The sequence below is a fragment of the Cysteiniphilum marinum genome, assembly GCF_014857925.1.
Lineage (GTDB): Bacteria > Pseudomonadota > Gammaproteobacteria > Francisellales > Francisellaceae > Caedibacter > Caedibacter marinus.
Window position 1 is genome coordinate 1 of record NZ_JACYVZ010000029.1, and the last position, 15538, is coordinate 15538.

The 15538-nt window shown below is 40.0% G+C and carries 15 protein-coding genes, 4 tRNA genes and 2 rRNA genes; 13 read left to right on the plus strand and 8 right to left on the minus strand.

The features are described 5' to 3' along the window. The 5 genes from IE867_RS10995 to IE867_RS11015 all read left to right on the plus strand — a co-directional run. A 23S ribosomal RNA gene (locus IE867_RS10995) occupies window positions 1–104 on the plus strand; the annotation flags it as partial. A gap of 44 nt (window positions 105–148) precedes the next feature. After that, window positions 149–263: ribosomal RNA gene (rrf, locus tag IE867_RS11000) — 5S ribosomal RNA — on the plus strand. Window positions 264–419: 156 nt separating this feature from the next. Then, complete coding sequence (gpmI, locus tag IE867_RS11005) at window positions 420–1958, plus strand: 2,3-bisphosphoglycerate-independent phosphoglycerate mutase (RefSeq protein ID WP_192484772.1); 1539 nt, start codon at window positions 420–422, stop codon at window positions 1956–1958. 21 nt (window positions 1959–1979) lie between these two features. Continuing rightward, the gene (gene serS / locus IE867_RS11010) at window positions 1980–3257 is read left to right on the plus strand and encodes a serine--tRNA ligase (protein ID WP_192484773.1); all 1278 of its coding nucleotides are present in this window, start codon (window positions 1980–1982) and stop codon (window positions 3255–3257) included. After that, window positions 3241–4056, plus strand: coding sequence for a PhzF family phenazine biosynthesis protein (locus tag IE867_RS11015; protein WP_192484774.1), 816 nt, complete (start codon window positions 3241–3243; stop codon window positions 4054–4056). The genes serS and IE867_RS11015 overlap by 17 nt, the downstream gene beginning before the upstream one ends. Here the strand turns inward: IE867_RS11015 and IE867_RS11020 are convergent. After that, window positions 4053–5321, minus strand: a complete 1269-nt coding sequence (locus IE867_RS11020; RefSeq protein ID WP_192484775.1) for an MFS transporter — start codon at window positions 5319–5321, stop codon at window positions 4053–4055. The genes IE867_RS11015 and IE867_RS11020 overlap by 4 nt on opposite strands. Before the next feature lie 181 nt (window positions 5322–5502). Here IE867_RS11020 and IE867_RS11025 point away from each other — a divergent pair, with 181 nt between their 5' ends. Further along, the gene (locus IE867_RS11025) at window positions 5503–6075 is read left to right on the plus strand and encodes a flavodoxin family protein (protein ID WP_192484776.1); all 573 of its coding nucleotides are present in this window, start codon (window positions 5503–5505) and stop codon (window positions 6073–6075) included. Here the strand turns inward: IE867_RS11025 and IE867_RS11030 are convergent. The 6 genes from IE867_RS11030 to IE867_RS11055 all read right to left on the minus strand — a co-directional run bounded on the left by IE867_RS11030 (window position 6025) and on the right by IE867_RS11055 (window position 10724). Beyond that, a complete protein-coding gene (locus IE867_RS11030; protein ID WP_192484777.1) occupies window positions 6025–6534 on the minus strand; it encodes a rhodanese-like domain-containing protein in 510 nt (169 codons plus the stop codon). The two genes, IE867_RS11025 and IE867_RS11030, sit on opposite strands and share 51 nt — an antisense overlap. Beyond that, the gene (locus tag IE867_RS11035) at window positions 6518–6886 is read right to left on the minus strand and encodes a rhodanese-like domain-containing protein (protein ID WP_192484778.1); all 369 of its coding nucleotides are present in this window, start codon (window positions 6884–6886) and stop codon (window positions 6518–6520) included. The genes IE867_RS11030 and IE867_RS11035 overlap by 17 nt, the downstream gene beginning before the upstream one ends. Further along, window positions 6873–7685 (minus strand): alpha/beta fold hydrolase, encoded by an 813-nt coding sequence (locus IE867_RS11040; RefSeq protein ID WP_192484779.1) that lies wholly within the window; start codon window positions 7683–7685, stop codon window positions 6873–6875. Before IE867_RS11040 ends, IE867_RS11035 begins: the two co-directional genes overlap by 14 nt. A 68-nt stretch (window positions 7686–7753) precedes the next feature. After that, entirely contained in the window at window positions 7754–9025 is a 1272-nt protein-coding gene (locus tag IE867_RS11045) for a citrate synthase (RefSeq protein WP_192484780.1), read from the minus strand. Between the two features lie 182 nt (window positions 9026–9207). Then, the gene (locus IE867_RS11050) at window positions 9208–9543 is read right to left on the minus strand and encodes a hypothetical protein (RefSeq protein WP_192484781.1); all 336 of its coding nucleotides are present in this window, start codon (window positions 9541–9543) and stop codon (window positions 9208–9210) included. Between the two features lie 137 nt (window positions 9544–9680). Continuing rightward, window positions 9681–10724, minus strand: coding sequence for a sigma-70 family RNA polymerase sigma factor (locus IE867_RS11055; RefSeq protein ID WP_318779344.1), 1044 nt, complete (start codon window positions 10722–10724; stop codon window positions 9681–9683). A gap of 477 nt (window positions 10725–11201) precedes the next feature. Between IE867_RS11055 and IE867_RS11060 the strand changes: the two genes are divergently transcribed. Next, window positions 11202–12680 carry an ATP-binding protein gene (locus tag IE867_RS11060; RefSeq protein ID WP_192484782.1) on the plus strand — a complete coding sequence of 493 codons (1479 nt, stop codon included), beginning with the start codon at window positions 11202–11204 and terminating at the stop codon, window positions 12678–12680. 6 nt (window positions 12681–12686) lie between these two features. On the opposite strand, the gene IE867_RS11065 is transcribed toward IE867_RS11060, so the two are convergent. After that, window positions 12687–13289 (minus strand): DUF4124 domain-containing protein, encoded by a 603-nt coding sequence (locus IE867_RS11065; RefSeq protein ID WP_192484783.1) that lies wholly within the window; start codon window positions 13287–13289, stop codon window positions 12687–12689. 114 nt (window positions 13290–13403) lie between these two features. Here IE867_RS11065 and IE867_RS11070 point away from each other — a divergent pair. From IE867_RS11070 to secE, 6 genes are all read left to right on the plus strand, one after another. Then, a tRNA-Tyr gene (locus IE867_RS11070) sits at window positions 13404–13488 on the plus strand. 12 nt (window positions 13489–13500) lie between these two features. Beyond that, window positions 13501–13574: transfer RNA gene (locus tag IE867_RS11075), tRNA-Gly, on the plus strand. A gap of 53 nt (window positions 13575–13627) precedes the next feature. Beyond that, window positions 13628–13703: transfer RNA gene (locus IE867_RS11080), tRNA-Thr, on the plus strand. 33 nt (window positions 13704–13736) lie between these two features. Further along, window positions 13737–14921, plus strand: a complete 1185-nt coding sequence (gene tuf, locus IE867_RS11085) for an elongation factor Tu (RefSeq protein ID WP_192484784.1) — start codon at window positions 13737–13739, stop codon at window positions 14919–14921. 27 nt (window positions 14922–14948) lie between these two features. After that, window positions 14949–15024, plus strand: a tRNA-Trp gene (locus IE867_RS11090). An 81-nt stretch (window positions 15025–15105) separates the two neighbouring features. After that, a complete protein-coding gene (gene secE / locus IE867_RS11095; RefSeq protein ID WP_192484785.1) occupies window positions 15106–15522 on the plus strand; it encodes a preprotein translocase subunit SecE in 417 nt (138 codons plus the stop codon). Window positions 15523–15538 lie beyond the last annotated feature (16 nt).

Here is a 15538-nt window from a genome sequence, read left to right on the forward strand (position 1 = left end):
TCCCCTAGAAGGGTTGTTGAAGACTACGACGTTGATAGGCTGGCTGTAGAAGTGCAGTAATGTATGAAGCTAACCAGTACTAATTGCCCGAGAGACTTGGTTATTACTCTATGATAGATTGTTAGAGGTTTCTAAAGAAGCTTAAGATTTTGGCGGTAATAGTGTTTGGGTACCACCTGACTCCATTCCGAACTCAGAAGTGAAACTGAATAACGCCGATGATAGTGTGGCATTCGCCATGTAAAAGTAGGACACCGCCAAATTATTCGACGTTAAAAGACGATGGTACATCGCAAAACAATACCAATTCAAAAGGCTCCTTAGGGAGCCTTTTTTGTTTCTATCACTTTAACTACAACTATCTAGCCTTTTGGCTATCGAGCGCATACAATAGATCAATCTGTTTTTCTGGAGATTTTATGAAAAAGCAAACGACTGTTTTATTGATACTTGATGGTTGGGGTTATCGTGAAGAAAATAAAGATAATGCCATTAATAATGCCAATAAACCCAATTGGGGTAGTATTTGGCAACATTCCACGCATACCTTAATTAACGCCTCAGGGTTGATGGTGGGTTTACCACAAGGACAAATGGGTAATTCGGAAGTTGGGCATATTAATATTGGTTCAGGTCGTATTGTATACCAAGAGCTAACACGGATTGATGAAGCAATTAAAGATAAAAGTTTCTTTGATAATCATGTGCTCACCAATGCTGTTGATCAAGCCGTGAAAGGTGACAAAACTGTGCATATTATGGGGCTCTTATCGCCAGGTGGCGTGCATTCGCATGAAGACCATATTATTGCAATGATTAAGCTCGCTGCCGAACGAGGTGCAAAAAAAGTATTCGTTCATGCTTTTTTAGATGGGCGCGATATGCCGCCACGCTCAGCAGAAAGTTCATTGCAAAAAGTTGATGCGTTATTGTCAAAGCTTGGTGTTGGCTATATTGCAAGTGTTAGCGGGCGCTATTATGCAATGGATCGTGATAATCGTTGGGATCGTGTTGAGAAAGCCTATGATGCGATGACAATAGCCAAAGCAGAGTACACGGCAGATAGTGCTGAAGAAGCATTAAGTATGGCATATGCACGCAATGAAAATGATGAGTTTGTTAAGCCGACAATCATCAAAAAGCACAATCAGACAGTGACAATCGCTGATGGTGATAGTGTTATATTTATGAATTTCCGCTCTGATCGTGCGCGCCAATTATCACATGTGTTTACCGATAGTGAGTTTTCTGGCTTTAAGCGCCGAGTTTTTCCTAGAGTGCATTTTGTGACCTTAACAAAATATGCTGATGATATTAAAGCACATGTTGCTTACGCACCTGAGAAGCTAACCAATATATTAGGTCAAGTATTGGCAGATCAACATATGACGCAGCTGAGAATTGCCGAAACTGAGAAATATGCACATGTGACCTTTTTCTTTAATGGTGGTCAGGAAGTGCCGTTTGTCGGTGAAGATCGTATTTTGGTCCCCTCGCCTAAAGTGGCTACGTATGATTTGCAGCCTGAGATGAGCGCCTATGAGGTGACGGATAAGCTCGTTGATGCGATTACTGCACAAAAATATGATGTGATTATTTGTAATTATGCCAACTCTGATATGGTTGGGCATACGGGCAATTATGACGCAGCGGTTAAAGCCATTGAGGTTTTAGATAACTGTCTTGGACGTGTTGCTAATGCTGTTCATACTGTCAATGGTAATTTGTTTATTACCGCAGATCACGGTAATGCAGATCAAATGGTTGATCCTGAGACAGGTAAGATGCATACGGCACACACCACCAATCCGGTGCCTTTTATTTATCAAGGGAATAAGAAAGCTTCAGTTGCATTAAGCGATGGCAAATTATCGGATATTGCCCCAACGATACTGGCAGTGATTGGAGTGAAGCAACCTAAAGAGATGACTGGCAAGTCTATTTTAAAGTTTGATTAAAAAAATGTGAGTAAAGAGTAAATGATTGACCCTAAATTATTAAGAAGTGATATTGATGCAGTAGCTAAAGGGCTGTTAACACGCGGTTATACGCTTGATATTAATGCCTTTAATGCACTAGAAGAAGAGCGTCGTATCGTTCAGCAGAAAACACAAGACTTACAAGCTAAGCGTAATGCCGCTTCAAAACAAATCGGGATGCTCAAAGCACAAAAAAAAGATGCATCAAGTATTCTGGCAGAAGTTGCTAACTTAGGTGATGAGCTTAAAGCGCTAGAGGATGAGCTAAAAGCAATTCAAGATCAAATAACGGCGATTATTGCGGAAATGCCGAACTTGCCAGCGGATGATATTCCTGTGGGCAAAGATGAAAATGACAACCTTGAAATCAGACGCTGGGGTGAGCCAAAGCAATTTGATTTTGAAGTGAAAGATCATGTGGATTTAGGTGAAAAGATTGGTGGCATGGACTTTCAAACTGCCTCTAAGTTAACAGGAAGTCGCTTTGTCGTTCTTAAGAAAGAGGTCGCGCAATTACAACGTGCATTGACACAGTTTATGATTGATCTGCATGTTAACGAGCATGGTTACAATGAAGTCTATGTGCCCTACCTTGTCAACAAGGAGTCATTATTTGGCACAGGACAACTGCCGAAGTTTTCAGAAGATCTTTTTAATATTCAAGAGCAATTTCCATTTAGCCTAATCCCTACGGCAGAAGTCCCAATTACCAATATCGTACGTGATGAAATTATTCCAGCTGAAAGCTTGCCATTGAAATTCGTAGGACATACACCATGCTTTCGTAGTGAGGCAGGATCTTATGGTCGCGATACACGTGGGCTTATCCGTCAGCATCAATTTGAAAAAGTTGAAATGGTGCATATCGTCGCACCTGATGAAGGCTTAAATGCACTGGAAGAGTTAACCTCACATGCCGAAGCAGTGTTACAAAAGCTTGAACTACCTTATCGTGTCTTGACCTTATGTACAGGGGATATGGGCTTTTCCGCACGTAAAACCTATGATTTGGAAGTTTGGATCCCATCACAAAACACTTATCGTGAGATTTCATCTTGTAGTTGGTGCGGTGATTTCCAAGCCAGACGTATGCAGGCACGGTTTAAATCAAAAGACATGAATAAGCCAGAGCTGTTGCATACATTAAATGGCTCAGGTTTAGCAGTTGGCAGAACGCTTGTCGCCGTATTAGAGAATTATCAGCAAAAAGATGGTTCTATTGTTGTGCCTGAAGTGCTGCGTAAATATATGGGTGGATTGCATGTCATTAAAGCCTAGCATGAAATTTTGGACAGTCGATGCTTTTGCACACAAGCCTTATACCGGTAATCCAGCAGCGGTTATTTTAGTGGAAGATTTCCCTGACGATGTTGCGTGTCAGCAGATTGCAGCAGAAATAAACTTGTCAGAGACTGCTTTTGTGAAGTCGCTTTCTAAGGGGCGCTTTCATATCCGTTGGTTTACGCCTGCTGTGGAGGTAAAGCTATGTGGTCATGCGACATTAGCAGCGGCACATGTGCTAGATAAAAATAATCTGTTTCATGCAGACTCAATTGCTTTTCAATCGCTAAGTGGTGAGCTAATTGCGAATAAGCGTGCAGATAAGCGTTATGCCTTAAACTTTCCGCTACAGATGACACAACTACTAGACAAATCTTCTTTTGCGGCAAGCTTTCCACAGGTAACATTGTGTGAGGTAGCACAGGCTTATGATGATATTATTGTTGAGCTTGAGGATGATCAAGCAGTTAGATCATTTAAGCCTGATTTTAGTTTGTTAGCGCAGATTGATTGTCGTGGTATTATTATCACAGCTAAAGGTTCTGAACCATACGATTTTGTATCACGGTTTTTTGGACCGCGTGTTGGTGTTAATGAGGATCCAGTAACGGGTTCAGCGCATTGCAAATTAGCACATTACTGGATGAAAAAATTGGATGAAAAGCATTTTCAAGCCTATCAAGCATCATCTCGTGGTGGTGAAATTAGCATTGAAGTAGAAGGTGATCGTGTGCTATTAAGTGGTCAGGCGATATTGATGTCTGAAGGTTTGTTGCATAACACATATGGTGTTTAGTTGTTAATTTGCCTTTGACAGTGTGTTTCTTTAATAAAAAATAAGCTAAAAACAAAAGCCACTGCAAAAAAGATAATACTAATGCTCAGCATTACCTCATAATTTTGTGTGCTAAAGTGTGTAGAGCTTAATGCTATTTTACTCAAGGTGATGCCACCTAGTATTTGAATAATCGCAGCACCTAAAACAACACTCATATTGTTAAATGCCATTGCCGTTGCTTCAAGCTTTCTGGGTACGTTTTCAACCACAACGCTAAAAGAAATGGCTTGAGCGCCTGTGGCAAATCCAAATAAGAAAAACAACAAATAATATACATGTAAATGTAAATTCGGTAGCCAAACGATAATAGATGAGGCAATCACACCTATTAATGCAGCTATATAAAGGACGGGCTTACGTTTACGCATTAAGTCTGAGCATAATCCTAATATTGGACTGCCAAGCCCCATCCCAAGCCAAATAAATTGAATCGCAGAGCTTGCTGAGATTTGCGAGTAGCCCATGCTGACCAAGTAGCTAGAGCCATATAGTGAGCCAAACAACTCAGCAGCTGGATAGATGAAAAAGGCAAAAATAGCGATGATAATAATTTGGCGATATCTAAAAAGTGATAACGTCTGCAGTGCGACTTCTTTAATTGATAGGATGTTTTTTGTTGATTGACGGTCACGTGCAAATATCAAAAATATAACAGACAATATAATGCCTGCAACGGTTATGCAATAAAAAACAATGCGCCATTGATAATCCACCGATTCAAGTGCGTAAGCTAAGGGTACGTTGGAGAGAATAGGACCAATTACGCCAAGAATCTGAGTCATACCAACCACAAGACCTAGGATGCGGTGTGGAAACCAGTCAAGCACGATCTTAAGAAGTAGGATAAAAGCAAAGGCTGAGCCAAAGCCAATAAAAAATCGACCGATAAATGCGGAATAAAAGCTTGAGGCAAAGCTAAAGACCAAAACGCCAATAGCACACCATAAAATAGCAAAAGTCCCCACCTTGCGTACGCCAAAGCGATCCAAAATAATGCCTACCGGAATTTGCATCACTGAATAGGCAATCGCGTAGGCGGCACCTATTAGGCTTAATTGTTCAGGTGTAATGTGTAAGCTGTTGGCAAATGCATTGTGTGGCATCGCATTTAAAGAGTCGAGCGAGGTACGTGCAAAGTACTCATAGATAAAGAAGAGGCTGCCAAGCAGAAATAAAAAACACCCAAAAAAGGTAACCCTTTGTGGGCGCTGGTCAGTAGTCATAAGAAGATACTTGTTATATGAATTTTTAGTGTGCGTAAGTTTAGCAGATATTGAATTTGAAATGCACCCTAAACTGGCGCCACTAAGCTGATCATATTTTTGTGTGAGAGGCTTTGTTGAATCTCATCTTAGGCGTGCTACAATGCCAATACTTTATTTAAGAATGAATATCATTTTTAACATGAAAAATGTAGCAATCGTTTATTACAGTGGTTATGGCCATACTAAGAAGGTAGCAGAGCATATTAGGATGGGTGCCAATGCTTCCAAAGAAGTGCATGCGGTGCTTATTAGTGTTGATGAGCTGCAAGATGTCGATGCCCTTAATGATTACGAAGCGATTATATTTGGTGCGCCAACGTATATGGGTTCAGTGCCATACCAGTTCAAAAAATTTATGGATGATGCATCAAAAGTTTGGCTAAAAAAAGGCTGGAAAGACAAGCTTGCTGCTGGATTTACCAATTCAGGCTCTCTAAGTGGTGATAAGTTTAACGTATTAATGCAGTTATGCACCTTTGCTTGTCAGCATGGTATGTTGTGGTTGTCATTGGGTATTGATAATACTTCTGGGCAAAATGAGCATCATAGTGGGCATTTGGAAGCACTTAATCGCATGGGCGGATCTTTGGGGCTCATGACGCAGTCAGAAAATGACTCGCCGGAAGTAACACCTCCGATTGGTGACAAAAAAACAGCTGAGTTATTTGGGCGACGCATCGCAGAGTATGTGATTTTGTTGGCAAAAAGGTAATTGCAGTTTTTTATTACCCCACTCACTCCATGATCCATCGTAAACGCTGATATTGCGATAACCAACAATCTTTGCAGCGGCCGCCAATATACAAGCAGTGACACCTGAACCACATGTAAAAATAAGTGGTTGTTGTAAATTAGGTGCGTAAGTGGCAAACATTGCTGCTAAGGTTTCTTTGGATTTAAAGCAGCCTTGATCAAGGACACTGGCGTAGTGCATATTAATGGATTGTGGGATATGGCCTGAGTTTAGGTTGTCACGTGCCTCGGGTTCTTGTGCGCTAAAGCGTGCGGGTGATCTTGCATCAAAGACAATGGCGGACTTACTATCTAAATTATTTAATATGTGCTCTTTGTCACAAAAGCATCCATTTGTTAGCGTGGCTGTAAAATATTCTGTAGTGGCTGTGATATAGCTAATTGTCGTTGGTAGCTTATCATTAAGCCACTGTGGCAAACCAACCATCTAGGATATAAATATTATGATGTTCCATCGCTTTAAACATCCACCAACAGCGCGCACTCGAGTAAATGCCATTTTGGTCATAGACCACGATTATACTATCGTTATGGATGCCAAGTTTTGCTGCCGCAAGGGCAAAGTCTTGAGCTTGAGGCAATGTGTGTGGCAAAGAATTATTTAAGTCGCTAAAGTGTTGCTTCAAATCAAAATAGCGACTTTGTGGAATAAATGAGGCACTACACTTTTTATCGGTGAGTGTCGCATCAAGGATAACGAGCTGTGGTAGATTTAAGTTGTTATGGAGCCACTCTGTGCTAACAAAAGTTGTTTCTTTAAGATGTAGCATGATTAAGTATCCAGTCCAAAATAATTTTATTAATTTGCTCAGGTTCTTCTAATGGCGCAAAGTGCCCGCTTTTGCTCATGCTCACATATGTGATGTTTTTAATGTTTTGATAAAAGCTAATACTGCTGTCAGCATCAACAATTTTATCCTCAGGTGAGGTGACTAATAGTGTTGGAATGTTGAGGTTGTCTGCATTTTCAATATCATGCATCCCTAAGTTTAACTTTTTTATTACCTCTAAATCATTAGTTTTTCCGGCATTGACTTGCTCATCAATAAGTGTTTTTTGTGTATCGGCGTGGAAGCCTGAGGATGCGAAAAATTGATTCATGTTGTCACGGATGCTTTCTAAGACATCAAGAGGTTGATTCCAAAAGGCAAAATTTTCAGCATCAAGCTTGGTGCATGGCGATGGGCTGATGAGTATAAGCTGAGTAATATTAAGGCTTAAGCTATATTTTTGAGCGGTTGCATAAGCATATGCGCCACCTCGTGAATGTCCAATGATAATATTATGAGCGCTACCCAACTTTGAAATAACATGGGCAATATCGTTAACATATTCATCAAGCGTGTAAGGGTTTGTCATGTTGCTTTTAATAACAGGACTCTGTCCATGTCCTGGCAAGTCTAGTGTAATGACATTAAAAAACTGCTTGAAAAATACTAATTGGTGATACCATTGCGTTTGGTTACCACCCATTCCATGTATAAATGTCAGTGTTATTGGGCTGTTGTGGTGAGCGTAATAATGGCAATTTATCTCGCGATTATCGCGAAGAATTTTTTTCAGCGTCATGAGTTGTCCTTAACTTATGTTGGCTATAAAACATAGCCTAGAAAGCGTAATATAGAGCTAATCAATAATTACGGAAGGTCTCTTTTGTTTTCGCCGATATAAAGTTGACGAGGACGTCCAATTTTCATTGCGGGATCATTGTACATTTCTAAATACTGAGAAATCCAACCAGAAGTGCGAGCCAATGCAAAAATTGGCGTATACATATAAGTTGGGATATCTAGTGCTTTTAAAATGATGCCTGAGTAGAAGTCCACATTCGGGAATAATTTTCTTTCAATAAAGTAGCTGTCATTTAATGCGATTGACTCAAGTTTCTTGGCAATGTGCAGTAATGGATTGTCACTGTCGCCCATTTGATTAAGGATGCTTTCACATGCTTTTTTCATGGCTGTTGCACGTGGATCAGTATTTTTGTATACGCGATGTCCGAAGCCCATCAATCGAAATGGATCCTCTTTGTCTTTAGCGCGCTCAATAAATTTCTCAATGTTGCTTACATCACCAATTTGCTCAAGCATCTTAACAACTGCTTCATTAGCACCGCCGTGTGCCGGTCCCCAAAGAGCTGCAATGCCTGCAACAATAGCGGCATACGGGTCAGTACCTGTGGACCCAGCAAGACGTACAGTTGAAGTAGATGCGTTTTGCTCGTGATCAGCGTGCAATATGAAAATCGTATCCATAGCACGTGCGGCTAATGGATCTGGCTGATAGTTTTCATTATCGGCGAACATCATATATAAGAAATTCTCAGCATATGAAAAAGATTTCTTAGGCGCCATAAAAGGTAAGCCATTACGGTGGCGATAAGTCATTGCAACTAATGTTGGAATACGGGCAATGATTTTTTCTGCCATTGCTATTTGTTGCTGAGGATCTTTCTTATTCATTGTTTTTTGATTTTCTGCAGACATGACACTCACTGCTGCCATCAAAGCAGCCATTGGGTGGACATCTTGTGGAAATGCCTTGATTGTATGCGCAATATGATCACATGCAGGCATGTGATCTAAGATGCGTTGACTAAATGCATTAACTTCATTAGTGCTTGGTAGTTTATCATTTAATAAGGCATAGCAAAGGTTCATATAATGTGATTTTTCAACCCATTGTTCAATAGGGTAACCGCGATGTAAAAGCACGCCTTGATTGCCGTTAATATAAGTGATTTTTGACCAACACGCTGCGGTTGAGAGAAAGCCTGGGTCATACGTGAATAAACCTTCTTTAACCAAAGAAGAAACATCAACAGTTTGTTGACCTAATACAGGGGTGTGAACTGGCAGGGTTAGTGATAAATTTTTGTGTTGGATGTTTAAAACAGCAGTTTCAGACATGTTGATCTCCATGATTGAGCACATTTAAACAGCACAAAACGCTACTGTGACATAGATCAACAAGAGTGTTTTCGTGTTGCTTTAGTTTGTGCAGGTAAGTAAAAATTCTTGAGGCACATTTAAGCTTATATCCCCACGGTTGTCAAATAAAGACACCCAAAGATTGGAAGGAATGGTAAGTCTTATATGGCGTGTGCAGATGATGATTTTGGTAATGCAATCGTACCAATAAAGCCAATGATGCTTGCAATAAGTTGTAAGATCATGCTTTTTTCAAGTCCACCGATTGAGAAGCTTGCGGTAATGATGGCTAGAATAAACGTGATAACAAATATCGTGCTTACTGTTGATTTGGTGTTGGCGAATGTTAGGAAGCCTAAGAGTAGTGAGACGACAGATAAGATAATCCCCCAAATACCTATTGCAATTGAATAGCCCATTAGTGTCGCTGCAAAAATAACACCTAAAATACTTGCGATAACAACGAGAATAGATCCAATATTTTTAATGCCTTTCATAATATTTCTCCTGATAAATGGTATGAACAAAATGCTTCCTTTGCATCATGTGCTCAAGAAGTTAGAGTCAGTCTATTCTTTATCAGTGCTTGCTAGAAATGACAAAATTTTATCAAAGCTATAATATTGATTTATAATTATTGTTTAGAGAATAGATTGGCATCAATGTTATTAGCCGCAGCAATTACTTTTAGGCGGCGTAATGCATCAACCTGAATTTGACGTACGCGCTCACGCGTCAGCCCAATTTGTGAGCCTGTTTCTTCTAACGTCTGGATATCATAGCCGCGTAGACCAAAACGCATTGATAACACAGCGCGTTGATTGTCGCTTAACTCATCAAGCCATTGATCAATAAACTTTGCGGCCTTTTGATGTAAGTGAATGTCTTCAGGGTCGCCTGTTTGCTCATCGGCAATGGTTTCAAGCATGCTGCGATTAGAATCATCGTAAGCATCATCCAGTGAATCCATCGGTACGGTTGAGGTGAGAATTTTGCGGATATCTTCAACAGGGCGATCAATAAATTCAGCAATTTCTTCAGGAGAGGGCTCGTGATCAAGAAGCTTGGTCAGCTCTGTTGCTGCACGTAAATAAACATTGAGTTCTTTTAATATATGAACAGGAACGCGAATTGTGCGTTGGTGATTTAATAGTGCGCGTTCAATATTCTGACGTATCCACCAAGTGGCATAGGTTGAGAAGCGCCAACCTAATTCAGGGTCGAATTTCTCAACAGCACGAATTAAACCAAGATTGCCTTCAGCAATCAAATCTAGAAAGCTTAAGCTGTTACCACGTGGCTTATAACGTTTGGCAATTTTCACAACAAGACGTAAATTACTTTCAATCATGATGTTCTTTGCTTTTAAATCGCCTTTTTGTACCTTTTGAGCATAATAGAACTCCTCATCTTTTGTTAGTAAAGGTCTAAAACCAATATCAACAAGGTACATGCGCGTGGCGTCATTGTCTGTGTGTGAGAAGTCATGGGCCCCAATCTCTGCATTATTAAATGCGCTGTTATCTTCATCATTATCATCATCAATAGAACTATCTAGTGCATAACTAGTGTTCTTGGCATCGTCATTGTCGTTATCTTCAATATAGTCATTTGTGAGTGTGTTAATGACATTATTTGCTTTGTCATCAAACTTATTTTGCTTATCTGGCTGTAACACGTCTATCTCCTTATTACCCTACCATAGATATGGTTAGAATTATTGTGATCAAAAGGGTGGCATACTATGCGTTTGTTTTTTGTGGTTTCACTGCATAGCAACCCAATTGATGACTTCTTTAACATTATCGCAACAACATCTCATACGCGAAAGAGCAGAATGATGAATCTGCTGTAGGCTATATGATTAAAGTGTTATCAGATATTCTTATGTCCTTGTCGGTAATTATCGTACCCTTAATATAAATAAGATGGCAAGCCTGATAGTGGATCTCTGTAGAAGTATTTATTTTGCTGTCATGATTCGATTTATAAATGATCTTTTTTGTGTCTTTATTTATTCTTTGATGTATCACCAATCAAGAGATCTTAGTGAGTTGTGCTAGATTATCCCTAATAAGTCCGATATGATTGGACAATTACTTTATATATCAGACGAAGGCTTCAAAGCCTCGTTACTTTGAATGTTTTGAGGATTATGGAACGCGCGAATTACTTTACTTTTCTTAACAATAGATTATCGATTCAAAAGTTTTTAAGTATCTGTTTAATATTACTGATTAGTTGCTCAATCTTTATTTTGGGTGTCTTTAACTATTATCAGATGCGTCAACAAAATGAAGATTTATTTAAAATGCAAATGGTGAACAGTGCCAATGCAATTGATGCTTTGTTATCTGCTGCGATTACTGATAATTCAAAACGTCAGTTAAGTGATTTGTTGGAATCTAACTCTTTAACAACACTTGAAAATATTGCAGGAAATCTAAAGCCCAAAATTGCGCAGTTTGACAATGTATATAAAGATTCGTTTGCTTTCCAAGTTTATGACCGTCGTAGTGGCAGTTTGATTTTGCACTCAACTGGGTCGCCAGATGTTTCTACTTTTCAAAAGACGGAACTTGATAGTTTTCAAACCGTCAAGTTGAAAACAGCGCAAGGATTACAGCTTTGGAATATGTTTAGCATTAATAGTCGTTATCAACCCTATCGTATTGTGGTGTTGGTTAGTTCTGATTTTAAGCATCAAATGTTTTTAAATTTATTTCGCAGTGCTTTATGGGATTTGATTACATTATATATATTTCTATTGCTGTCTATATTTATTGTAGTGCAATTGGCATTGAGGCCTTTATCTGATATTCGTCGTGCAATCGCGGTAAAAGATCCACGTAAGCTTGAACCAATTGCTGTCAAAACGGCGCCGCCTGAAGTGATTCCGCTATTAAACCAGTTAAATATTTTATTTCAAAAGTTTAGTAAAGTATTGGAGCGTGAAAAGCGTTTTGCCGGAGATGCTGCCCACGAGTTGAAAACGCCATTGGCAGCATTGAAAACACAGGCTGAGGTTGCGCTTAACTTGGATGATATGATTGAAATTAAGAAGCGCATTGCTAATATTATCAGTGGTGCGGATCGTTATTTTTATATTATTGATCAACTGTTGACATTAAGTCGCTTAGAGCCGCAGCAGGATTTGCCCGATAAAAAGAATATGAATTTAAATAATATTGCGGAGAATCAACTTGCGGAGTTGGCGTTATTGGCGCTGCAAAAAAATATTGAGTTAGAATTTTTGCCAAGCAAATCCGCGGCAGTTGTATATGTTAGTGAAACGCTGATAAATATATTATTTAGAAATCTTATTGATAATGCCATTCGCTATACGCCAGATGGTGGCAAAGTTATTTTATATAGCTATGTGGCAAAATCAGAAGTGTTATTTGAAGTGGTTGATAACGGGATTGGGATCGCGGAAGATAAGCAAAAGCGAATCTTTGATCGCTTTTATCGTGAAGCAGGGACTGGACAAGCTGGCAGTGGTCTGGGGCTTTCAATTGTAAAAGAGATTGTCAGATTACATGATGGGCAGATAGCAGCGCGCACCTCAGAAGGGGGGAGGGGGTTGACAATAGTGTTGCAGTTTCCCGTGAGTAAAGCGGTAGAAGCTAGTTAAGGTCCATCATTTAGCGTTCTGTTTGACGCGGCTGTTATGAATATACATGGTGATCGAGTCGGAGAAGAAAGTCTCTCCTGTTTCAGTCTTGCCGTAGAGGCTTATGTCGTTTTTGCCAGGAAAGGGTCTTGGTATATTCCATGTATTGTTTTGATAGACGGCACTTCCCTCATGCTCATTTGCAATAACCATCACTTTGGCTTTGGCGGATAGTGGTGGCGAGGTTTGAATGGGGATTAGTGGATAAAAGTTATGAATATGCGTGTTGTTGGCAGGAGATGTGATTTTTATATTAAGCGTGCTTTTTTGATTGTCGATATGTTCAGAAAGTTTTTCTTTGAGTATATCTGTCATCGCTTGCGGTGGGTTAATATCATCTTCGTCATCCTCATTGTCAGTTTTGGCATTTGTTTTGGCAATAACATTTAACGTTTGGGTGTTAACTGTTGTTGTGTTGGTATTTTCTTCAGGTGGTGTGTTGGAGAAAACGGTGTTGCCATTTTTGTCCTGCCAGTGATATATCTCAGCATTTGCTGTGAAGATGTAAAAAACTAAAATTAATAGCAAAAAATGCTGGCAAAATGATTTTGCTTTCGTATATACTTGCACGCGTCTTAACAGCTTATGTTTTCAAAATCTGGTGTATAAAATTATAGGCAAAAAAATCGATGAAAAAAAGTTGATTTTTAAAAACTAAAGCCCTATGATTGTCGCCAGCACGCTGGAGGGGTTCCCGAGCGGCCAAAGGGATCAGACTGTAAATCTGACGGCTCAGCCTTCGCAGGTTCGAATCCTGCCCCCTCCACCACGATTTCCCAATGCGGGCGTAGTTCAATGGTAGAACTTCGGCCTTCCAAGCCGATAGTGTGGGTTCGATTCCCATCGCCCGCTCCATATAAAGGGATTTAAAAAGTGTATTTAAAGAATTTAAAATTTTAAAGATTGAAGCTCGCATAGCTCAGTAGGTAGAGCACTCCCTTGGTAAGGGAGAGGTCACCAGTTCAAATCTGGTTGTGAGCACCATTTGGGTTTGTTAATAAAACTTTGGAGCAAATAATGGCTAAAGAAAAATTTGAACGTAATAAGCCGCATCTTAACGTTGGTACAATTGGTCACGTTGATCATGGTAAAACAACTTTAACAGCTGCGATCACTAAGGTGCTTTCAGAAGCATATGGTGGTGCTGCTCGTGCGTTCGATGAGATTGATAATGCGCCTGAAGAAAAAGCGCGTGGTATTACCATTTCAACTTCACATGTTGAGTATGAGACGCCGACTCGCCACTATGCGCACGTAGACTGTCCAGGGCATGCTGATTATGTTAAGAACATGATCACTGGTGCTGCTCAAATGGATGGCGCGATCCTTGTGTGTTCAGCCGCTGATGGTCCTATGCCACAAACACGTGAGCATATCCTTTTGTCACGTCAGGTAGGTGTTCCATATATCGTTGTTTTCTTGAACAAGTGTGATATGGTTGACGATGAAGAATTATTGGAATTGGTTGAAATGGAAGTTCGTGAGCTTCTTGATCAGTACGAGTTCCCTGGTGATGATACGCCAATCATTAAAGGTTCAGCAACTGGTGCTTTAGCTGGTGAGCAAAAATGGGTTGATGCTATTCTTGAGTTAGGTAAAACGCTTGATGAATACATTCCTGAGCCACAACGTGAAACTGATAAACCTTTCTTGTTGCCAATTGAAGATGTGTTCTCAATTTCTGGTCGTGGTACGGTTGTTACTGGTCGTGTTGAGCGTGGTGTTATTAAAGTTGGTGAAGAAGTTGAAATCGTTGGTATCAGAGATACTCAAAAGACTACAGTTACTGGTGTTGAAATGTTCCGTAAGCTTCTAGATGAAGGTAAAGCGGGTGAGAACGTTGGTGTTCTAATTCGTGGTCTTAAGCGTGACGATGTTGAGCGTGGTCAGGTTCTTTGTAAGCCAGGTTCAATTACGCCGCATACTAAATTTGAAGCTGAAGTATATGTATTATCTAAAGAAGAAGGTGGTCGTCACACGCCATTCTTTAAAGGCTATAGACCTCAATTCTACTTCCGTACAACTGATGTAACTGGTTCAGTTGAATTGCCGGAAGGTGTAGAAATGGTTATGCCTGGTGACAACATTAAAATGGTTGTTACATTGATCAACTCTATCGCGATGGAAGATGGCTTACGCTTCGCAATTCGTGAAGGTGGTCGTACGGTTGGTGCTGGTGTTGTAGCGAAGATTCTTGCTTAATATTAGTAGTAACTCGATAAGTTTTGTAGGCCAGTAGTTCAATTGGTAGAGCAGCGGTCTCCAAAACCGCAAGTTGGGGGTTCGAGTCCCTCCTGGCCTGCCAAATAAATTGACTTGAACGGCGTGTTAATCTGTGTTAAGATTGCACGCCGTTTTTGTTTGTAGTGGGAAATGAGGCTTCTAGATGAAAGATTCAGTAACTAAAAAAGTGTGGACAACCACAACTAAAAAAGCTGATATGCGTCAAATAAGTAGCGCTAATAATAAGATGTTGTGGTTATTGATGATGGTCATCGCTGCAATCATTGTTTTTTCGAGTATGTATTTCTCGCTTTTTACCGAATCATCTGCATTGATGGCGGTACTTATTATCGTTGGTGTTGTTGTTTTATTGGCAATTGGTAGACAAACAAATCAAGGTGCAAAAGGCTGGCAATTTGTTTTAGAGGCCAGGTTGGAGATGCGCAAAGTTGTATGGCCAACACGTCAAGAAACGATTAACTCAACACTGATTGTCTTGGCAATTGTTGCTGTGGCGTCGGTTATTATTTATTTTGTGGGTATGCTGTTTATGTACCTTATTCAAGCGATATTAAGTTAAGAGGTTTTTTATGTCT